Below are 7684 nucleotides of genomic sequence, written 5' to 3'. Positions count from 1 at the left end.
CACAGGGCCACGACGGACCATCCGCCGGGACCGGGCACACCGCCTCCCCCGGCCGTGTGCGCGACGGTGGCGGTGAGCGCGGATGCCAGCACCACGACAGCCGCGCGCCACTGCGCGATCGGGTCGCGGTACCTGGTCACGGTGTAGAAGCTACTCCCACCCCTCCGGCGCTCCCGGCGTCGGTGGGGTGGACGGTCAGTGCGCGCGGGGGTGGAGCTCGGTGGCTCAGACGGGGGGCCCGTCCGGGTGGTCGCGGCGCCCGGTGACCGAGAAGCCGTGCCGTTCGTACAGTGTGACGTTCCGCAGGTCCGAGGTCTCCAGGCGCCCGATCCGGTCGCCGCGCAGGGCCACGATCTGTTCGACCGCTGTCACGTCGGGGTCCGGGGCGTCCGGTGGCAGGAGCGCGATCACGCCGTCGAGGTCCCCGGTGACAGCGACGAACCCGTGTCGGTGGGCGTGCGCGGGACAGAGCTCCTGCAGGGCGAGCAGGCGCTCGCCGTACCCCTCCTCGGGGATGACGTGGCGGGTCCAGGGGTAGTGCTCGAACGCCCGGACGAGGATCTCCGCGGCCGTCGCGAGATCGTCCGGACCGGCCAGGCTGGGGTCACGCTTCGCCGCCGCCCGCCGGGCGGATCATCGTCGTGGACTCCTGCCCGGGCCCGGTGGGGACGGTGCCCACGGGGCGGAAGCCGAACCGTTCGTACAGACGGCGACTGCCCGAGGTGGTGGCCTCGAGGAACACCGGATACGGCCCGCCCCGGTCGATGAGGTCCAGGCGGTGGCGCAGGAGCGCCGATCCGATCCCCTTCCCGCGGGCCCGGGGACCGGCGGCGATGTCATGGAAGTACCAGTGCGGTTCCGACGGCCTGTGGGCCTCGACCGCGCGGGTATGGGCCCGTCCGCGGCGGGCGGTGGGTGAGACCATGTAGCGCAGGGCCGCCGCGATGCGGCCGACCCACCCGGAGAACCGGCCCGCATCGCGGTGGGGCGGCTCCCAGAGCAACGCGCCCAGTACCTCTGCGCCGTCAACGGCCACATCGACCCGGTCAGGGTGTCGACTGACGTGACGGCGGTAGTGCGCGGTCAGGCGTGCGGACCGTGAGGTCGCGTCAGGGTAGAACTGCGCCCACGCGGGGTCGTCACGGAACGCCTCCCCGAGCATCTCCCCGGTCGCCGGTGCGTCGGCAGGCCTCGCCGTCCTGATCTCCACCATGGTGCCCTCCTTCTGGTCATCAGTATTCTACGATGTAGAAATGGCGGCGTGGGCCCGGTGGCCCGAAAGTGGGGGGATCCGATGGTCGAGCGACACTCCGGACGTGGGCCGAGGGGACTGTCCCCCGAGCGGATCGTCGATGCGGCCGTCGGTCTGCTCGAGGAGGGCGGGCAGGAGTCCTTCAGTCTGCGCGGTGTGGCCCGAGCGGCGGGGTGCGACGCGATGTCGGTGGCCTATCACTTCGGGTCCAAGGAGGGGCTGACCAGGGCCATGGCGTCATGGCTGGACGCCCGGGTGCGGCCCGCCGCGCCCGGGGAGCACTGGCGGTCGACACTGCTCCACCTGGCCGAGCAGTACCGCGCGCTGGCCAGGTCGTATCCCCGGACGTTCCCGTTGCTCCAGCGGTTCACCCACACCGGGTCGGCCGACTACGCCACCACCGAGGTCGTGCACGCGGCGATGGCGGGTGCCGGGATCCCCCGGCCGCAGGTGGTGACCGTGACGGTGGGTTGGTTCGCGACGGTGCTCGGGCTGGCCACGGCCGAGGCGCTGGGGATGATGGCTCCCGTGGACTCCGCCACCGCGGTGGAGATCGAGGCGCTTCCCGCCGAGGACTACCCGCTCACCACGGCGCTCCTGGCGGACTATCGCGGGATCGACCCCGGTGTCGTCTTCGGCACCGCCGTCGATCTGATGCACGACGGGATCGAGCGGCTGGCCGGCGGGGCTCGAGGCGACTAGCGCGAGTGGTGCTGCGCGAGTTCGTCGACGGTCTTGTCCGACGTCTCGGAGATGATGTCGAGAATCTGCTGATAGTGCGCGGAATCCGCGCTCACGAGCGACACGTGGTCCTCGCCGTCCGCCAGGACGAGGGCCCCGATACCGCTGCGCTGCGTCACGGCGTCGATGTACCGGATGGAGTTCTCCGGGGAGACCATCGTGTCGGCGGTGCCGACCGCCGTAACCGGGTCGTCACATCGCGTCGACGCGGTGCTCACACCGCGGACCTACGGTGAGCCGGTTCGCGCCCGCCGCGCGACATCCGTCGATACCGCTTCGAGAGAGGCCGCGCATGTCCATCGCAGACACCCACAGTAGCCACCATGACGGAACGCGATCTCACCTCGAGAGCGGTGACTACCTGGCCAGGCGCCAGTTGAAAAAGGGCACCGCCGGGTGGGTGCTGCTCGCGGGTCTCGGCGTCAGCTACGTGATCTCGGGCGACTACTCGGGGTGGAACTTCGGCCTGGAACAGGGCGGCTTCGGTGGCCTGCTCATCGCCGCGGTGATCATCGCCGGCATGTACCTGGCCATGGTGCTCGGCATGGCCGAGATGTCCTCGGCGCTCCCGGCCGCGGGCGGTGGCTACACCTTCGCGCGGCGCGCCCTGGGGCCGTGGGGAGGGTTCGCCACCGGGACCGCCATCCTCATCGAGTACGCCATCGCGCCCGCCGCCATAGCGACGTTCATCGGCGCGTACGTCGAATCCCTTGAGTTGTTCGGCATCACCGACGGGTGGTGGGTCTACCTCGCGGTGTACGCGGTGTTCATCGGCATCCACCTCGCCGGAGTCGGTGAGGCCCTCAAGGTCATGTTCGTCATCACCGCCATCGCTCTGGTCGGCCTCGTCGTCTTCGCCGTGGCGGCCGCGGGCCAGTTCGAGGCGTCGAACCTCACCAACATCGCTCCCACCGACGCCGCCGGTGCCTCGGACTTCCTGCCGTTCGGATTCCTCGGCATCTGGGCCGCCGTGCCGTTCGCGATCTGGTTCTTCCTCGCCATCGAGGGTGTGCCGCTGGCCGCCGAGGAGGCCAAGGATCCGGCCCGCAACGTTCCCCGCGGCATCATCGCGGGGATGGGGGTCCTGCTCGTCACCGCGACCACCGTCCTGGTCCTGGCCACCGGTGCCGGCGGCGCGGATGCCATCCAGTCCTCCGGAAACCCACTTGTCGAGGCGCTCGGCGACGGGTCGGCCGCGAAGCTGGTCAACTACATCGGGCTCGCCGGTCTCGTCGCCAGCTTCTTCTCCATCATCTACGCCTACTCCCGTCAGTTGTTCGCCCTCTCCCGGGCCGGCTACCTGCCCAGGGCGCTGTCCGTCACCAATTCGCGCAGGGCGCCGACCCTGGCCCTCGTCGTCCCGGGAGTACTCGGGTTCCTGCTCTCCCTCACCGGCCAGGGCGACATGCTCCTCAACATGGCGGTGTTCGGTGCTGCGCTCAGCTACGTCCTGATGATGGTCAGTCACATCGTGCTGCGCCGAAGGGAGCCGGACATGGAGCGCCCCTACCGGACCCCTGGCGGCGTCGTGACCACAGGGTTCGCCCTTGTCGTGGCCGCGTTGGCCGTGGTGGCCACGTTCCTCGTCAACAGCACGGCCGCGCTCTGCTGCCTGGTGGTGTTCGGTGCGTTCATGCTGTACTTCGGTATCCACAGTCGCCACCACCTCGTCGCCAACTCCCCGGACGAGGAGTTCGCCGCACTGGCCCGAGCGGAAGCAGAACTCGAATGAGCCCCGATGAATAGGTACACCCAGCAGGTCTCGGGAACGACCTTTCGGTTCGACGGCCTCGTGGACCTGATGGCCAAGGCGTCCGCGCGGAGATCGGGTGACGAGTTGGCCGGGTGCGCGGCGTCGTCCGACGCCGAACGCGCCGCCGCGCAGTGGGCGCTCGCCGAGGTCCCGCTCGAGACCTTCCTCGAGGACCTGCTCGTGCCGTACGAGACCGATGAGGTCACCCGTCTCATCGTCGACTCGCATGATCGCGCCGCGTTCGCACCGGTGGCCCACCTCACTGTGGGTGGCCTACGCGACTGGCTCCTCGAGGTCTCGGCCTCTGCCGGGGCGGCCGCGACGCTGGCCTCCGTGGCGGCGGGGCTGACCCCGGAGATGGTGGCGGCGGTGAGCAAGCTGATGCGCAACCAGGACCTGATCGCCGTGGCCCGCGCGGTCCGGGTGACCTCGGCGTTCCGGACCACCGTGGGCCTGCCGGGCACCCTGGCGACGCGCCTGCAGCCCAATCATCCGACCGACGACCCGAGGGGCATCGCCGCGGCCACCCTCGACGGTCTGCTCCTGGGCTCCGGCGACGCGGTGATCGGCGTCAATCCGGCGACGGACTCCCCGCACGCCACCTCGGACCTGCTGCATCTGCTCGACGAGATACGCCAGCGCTTCGAGATCCCCGCGCAGTCCTGCGTCCTGTCACACGTCACCACGACGATGGAACTCATCGAACAGGGGGCGCCGGTGGATCTGGTCTTCCAGTCCGTCGCCGGCACGGAGGGCGCCAATTCAGGCTTCGGGGTGGACCTCGCGCTGCTGCGCGAGGCCAATGAGGCGGGCCGCTCGCTGCATCGCGGGACCGTGGGCGACAACGTGATGTACCTGGAGACCGGGCAGGGCTCGGCGTTGAGCGCGGGCGCACACCTGGGGACGGGAGGCCGGCCCGTGGACCAGCAGACCCTCGAGGCCAGGGCCTACGCGGTGTGCCGTGACCTCGATCCGCTGCTGGTCAACACGGTCGTGGGGTTCATCGGTCCCGAGTATCTCTACGACGGCAAACAGATCATCCGCGCAGGGCTCGAGGACCACTTCTGCGGCAAGCTCCTCGGTCTGCCGATGGGTGTGGACGTCTGCTACACCAATCACGCCGAGGCCGACCAGGACGACATGGACAGCCTGCTCACACTGCTCGGTGCGGCGGGCGCCGCCTTCGTCATCGCGGTGCCCGGCGCCGATGACGTGATGTTGGGATACCAGAGCCTGAGCTTCCACGACGTGTTGTATGTCAGGCAGGTGCTGGGGCTGACCCCGGCCCCGGAGTTCGCGGAATGGCTCGACCGTCTGGGCATGGTCGACGCGCGGGGACGGATTCTGGACATCGACGCCACCGGGTCTCCGCTCCGCGCCCTGACGGGGACGAGATGAGCGGGATCGAGCCCTCCTTCTGGGACGAACTGCGCCGCAGCACCCGGGCACGTATCGGGCTGGGCCGCACCGGAGACTCGCTCCCCACCCGCCGGGTTCTGGAGTTCCGGTCCGCCCACGCCGCCGCGCGGGACGCCGTGCACATGCCGCTGGATGTCGAGGCGCTGGCCGCGCAGGTGCGGGAGATCGGTATCGGGGAGCCGGCCGTGGTCACCTCGCGGGCCTCCTCGCGTGGGGAATACCTGCGACGGCCGGATCTGGGCAGGGTGCCGCGGGATGTGTCCTCGATCCCCGAGGGGGAGTTCGACGTGGGCGTCGTCCTGGCCGACGGCCTGTCCCCACGTGCGCTGATGGACCACGGCGCCGGGCTCCTCGGCGCGATGGTGTCCGAGCTGGCCGAGCTGTACTCGCTCGCCCCGCCGGTGATCGCGACCGAGGCCCGGGTGGCACTGGGCGATCATCTCGCCCGCGCCATGGGCGCCCGCACGATCGCCGTGATCATCGGCGAGCGGCCGGGATTGTCGGTCGCCGACAGTCTGGGGATCTACCTGACCCACCTCCCCTCGCCGGGAACCCCCGACTCCGGGCGCAACTGCATCTCCAACATCCACCCGCCGGACGGGTTGGACTACGCCCGATCCGCGCACATCGTCGCGCGGCTCATCGCGGGGGCCCGGGAACTCGGCGCGTCCGGGGTGGCGCTGAAGGACACCTCGCGGGCGGCCGGAGTGGAGGCCGGGGACACGCTGACGGTCGAGGGTGAGGCATCAGACACTCGGACACCGGAGTGAGGTCCACACCGGACACGCGCCCCGTTTTCTCAGCTCATACCTATTCTTTGCCTATCTAAGGAGGAGGGCCACCACAGCCCGCTCTCAGGATTCTAGACTCCCGACCCGTAAGTGATCCGCATCACACCTTACGGGGGTCCCGTGTCACCACGTCGAACAGCACTACGCGCAGCAGCGCTCGCCACCGCCTTCCTCGTCGCCGTCGGAACGCTCGCCGCCCCGGCGACGTCCGCGCAGGGTTCGAGCGACATCGGCTCGAGCGGGATCGGCTCGAGCGGGACCGGCTCGAGCGGGACGGGGTCGAGCAACGACCCCGCCGCCGCCTTCTACGAGCCGCCCGCCGTACTCCCGCCGAACAACGGTGACCTGATCAGGTCCGAGTACTTCCGACTGGCCGTGTCGCTGCCCTCCGTGCGAGGGATCATCGGTGCGGGCGATACCAGGGACTGGCCGGCCGACGGCTACCGCATCATGTACCGCTCCGTCGGGTCGAAGGGTCAGCCCATCGCCGTGACCGGTACCTATCTGAAGCCGGCCGCGCGATGGAACGGCGGGGGCAGCCGGCCCCTGGCGGTGCTGGCGCCGGGCACCATGGGGCAGGGCGACAACTGTGCGCCGTCCAAGTCCTTCCAGACGCTCGCCACCGTGAAGGACAACCCGCCCAGCGCCGGGATCGGGTACGAGTACATCCAGGCCTACGCCCTGGTGGCGCGGGGCTACGCCGTCGTCGTACCCGACTACGAGGGCCTCGGCACCCCCGGGATCCATTCCTACGTGCATCGCGAGTCCTCCGGTCGCGCGGTGCTCGACGCGGCGCGCGCCGCCGCCACGATCCCCGCGGCAGACACCGGGCCGAACCCCCGTACGGTGTTCACCGGTTACTCCCAGGGCGGGGCGGCGGTCGCCGCCGCCGCCGAGATGCATCCGCAGTATGCGCCGGAGGTCAACCTGCTCGGCACCGCGGCGGGGTCGCCGCCGGCGGATCTGGTGGCCACCCTCGACCAGATCGACGGCACCGCGATCGCCGGTGCGATCGGGTACGCGCTCAACAGTCTCGCCGACGCCTATCCCGAGGTGCAGCAGCGTCTCGACGTGCACCTCAACACCGCAGGCAAACAGATGCTGCGCACGGTCGCCGACCAGTGCCTCGTGGACACCGTCCTGCAGTACGGGCTCCGCAACACCTCGGAGTTCACCAAGACCGGTCGCCCGGCCATCGAGATCGTCCGCGAGGACCCGATCGCCCTGCACTACACGGAGCTACAGCGCATCGGTCTGGTCCGGCCCACGACACCGGTCCGGGTGCTGGCGGTGACCAACGACGATGTCGTGCCCGGTCCGCAATCGCTCCAGCTCGGCCGCGACTGGTGCGAACGGGGCGCCACCGTCCAGATGGACGTGGACGAGACGCCGCCGCTGCTGCCGGGGATGATCCTCAATCACGTCGGCCCGATGATCACGCAGGTCAACAGCACCGTGCAGTACCTCGCCGATCGGATCGCCGGGCAGCCCGCACCGAGCAACTGCGGGACGTACTAGGCCCGGGACCGGTGGGCGGGCCCGCGTGCTCCTAGGCGGACGTCCTCACCGGGCCCGACGGGGTGACCGGCCGCGGGAGACGGCCCGCGTTCGCGTCGGCGAGCAGCGCGTCGACCGTTTCCCGCGCACAGGTCTTGTTGGACCCGATGAAGCCGCGCGGTCCACGCTTGATCCAGCCGACCACATAGGAGCCGGGAACCTCGGACCCAC

At 70.3% G+C, this 7684-nt stretch carries 8 protein-coding genes and 1 pseudogene; 5 read left to right on the top strand and 4 right to left on the bottom strand.

The annotated features are described in order from the left end of the window. Nucleotides 1–225: 225 nt before the first annotated feature. Nucleotides 226–411 carry a hypothetical protein gene (locus G6019_RS17470; RefSeq protein WP_231750403.1) on the bottom strand — a complete coding sequence of 62 codons (186 nt, stop codon included), beginning with the start codon at nucleotides 409–411 and terminating at the stop codon, nucleotides 226–228. A 193-nt stretch (nucleotides 412–604) separates the two neighbouring features. Beyond that, nucleotides 605–1213 carry a GNAT family N-acetyltransferase gene (locus G6019_RS15265; RefSeq protein ID WP_107757729.1) on the bottom strand — a complete coding sequence of 203 codons (609 nt, stop codon included), beginning with the start codon at nucleotides 1211–1213 and terminating at the stop codon, nucleotides 605–607. An 81-nt stretch (nucleotides 1214–1294) separates the two neighbouring features. Here G6019_RS15265 and G6019_RS15260 point away from each other — a divergent pair, with 81 nt between their 5' ends. Continuing rightward, nucleotides 1295–1954 (top strand): TetR/AcrR family transcriptional regulator, encoded by a 660-nt coding sequence (locus tag G6019_RS15260; RefSeq protein WP_182612076.1) that lies wholly within the window; start codon nucleotides 1295–1297, stop codon nucleotides 1952–1954. Here G6019_RS15260 and G6019_RS15255 read toward each other — a convergent pair. Continuing rightward, nucleotides 1951–2211, bottom strand: a complete 261-nt coding sequence (locus G6019_RS15255) for a hypothetical protein (RefSeq protein ID WP_182612077.1) — start codon at nucleotides 2209–2211, stop codon at nucleotides 1951–1953. The genes G6019_RS15260 and G6019_RS15255 overlap by 4 nt on opposite strands. A gap of 74 nt (nucleotides 2212–2285) precedes the next feature. On the opposite strand from G6019_RS15255, the gene eat reads away from it, so the two are divergent. The 4 genes from eat to G6019_RS15235 all read left to right on the top strand — a co-directional run bounded on the left by eat (nucleotide 2286) and on the right by G6019_RS15235 (nucleotide 7474). Further along, complete coding sequence (gene eat / locus G6019_RS15250; protein ID WP_107757727.1) at nucleotides 2286–3725, top strand: ethanolamine permease; 1440 nt, start codon at nucleotides 2286–2288, stop codon at nucleotides 3723–3725. A 6-nt stretch (nucleotides 3726–3731) separates the two neighbouring features. Next, the gene (locus G6019_RS15245; RefSeq protein WP_182612078.1) at nucleotides 3732–5144 is read left to right on the top strand and encodes an ethanolamine ammonia-lyase subunit EutB; all 1413 of its coding nucleotides are present in this window, start codon (nucleotides 3732–3734) and stop codon (nucleotides 5142–5144) included. Further along, nucleotides 5141–5935: an ethanolamine ammonia-lyase subunit EutC gene (eutC, locus tag G6019_RS15240; protein WP_182612079.1), complete on the top strand. Its 795-nt coding sequence runs from the start codon at nucleotides 5141–5143 to the stop codon at nucleotides 5933–5935. The genes G6019_RS15245 and eutC overlap by 4 nt, the downstream gene beginning before the upstream one ends. Nucleotides 5936–6076: 141 nt before the next feature. Next, entirely contained in the window at nucleotides 6077–7474 is a 1398-nt protein-coding gene (locus G6019_RS15235) for a lipase family protein (RefSeq protein ID WP_309230294.1), read from the top strand. A 31-nt stretch (nucleotides 7475–7505) separates the two neighbouring features. Here the strand turns inward: G6019_RS15235 and G6019_RS17465 are convergent. Beyond that, a pseudogene (locus tag G6019_RS17465) lies at nucleotides 7506–7684 on the bottom strand (hypothetical protein); the annotation flags it as partial.

The sequence above is a fragment of the Dietzia sp. DQ12-76 genome, from assembly GCF_014145045.1.
In the GTDB taxonomy this organism is placed as follows: Bacteria; Actinomycetota; Actinomycetes; order Mycobacteriales; family Mycobacteriaceae; genus Dietzia.
This window is presented reverse-complemented; position numbering and strand designations above follow the sequence as displayed.

Bases quoted from the DNA above. Each gene is read 5' to 3' on its own strand.
- eutC (WP_182612079.1), top strand. From the start codon at position 5,141: ATGAGCGGGATCGAGCCCTCCTTCTGGGACGAACTGCGCCGCAGCACC.
- G6019_RS15245 (WP_182612078.1), top strand. From the start codon at position 3,732: ATGAATAGGTACACCCAGCAGGTCTCGGGAACGACCTTTCGGTTCGAC.
- eat (WP_107757727.1), top strand. From the start codon at position 2,286: ATGTCCATCGCAGACACCCACAGTAGCCACCATGACGGAACGCGATCT.
- G6019_RS15260 (WP_182612076.1), top strand. From the start codon at position 1,295: ATGGTCGAGCGACACTCCGGACGTGGGCCGAGGGGACTGTCCCCCGAG.
- G6019_RS15265 (WP_107757729.1), bottom strand. From the start codon at position 1,213: ATGGTGGAGATCAGGACGGCGAGGCCTGCCGACGCACCGGCGACCGGG.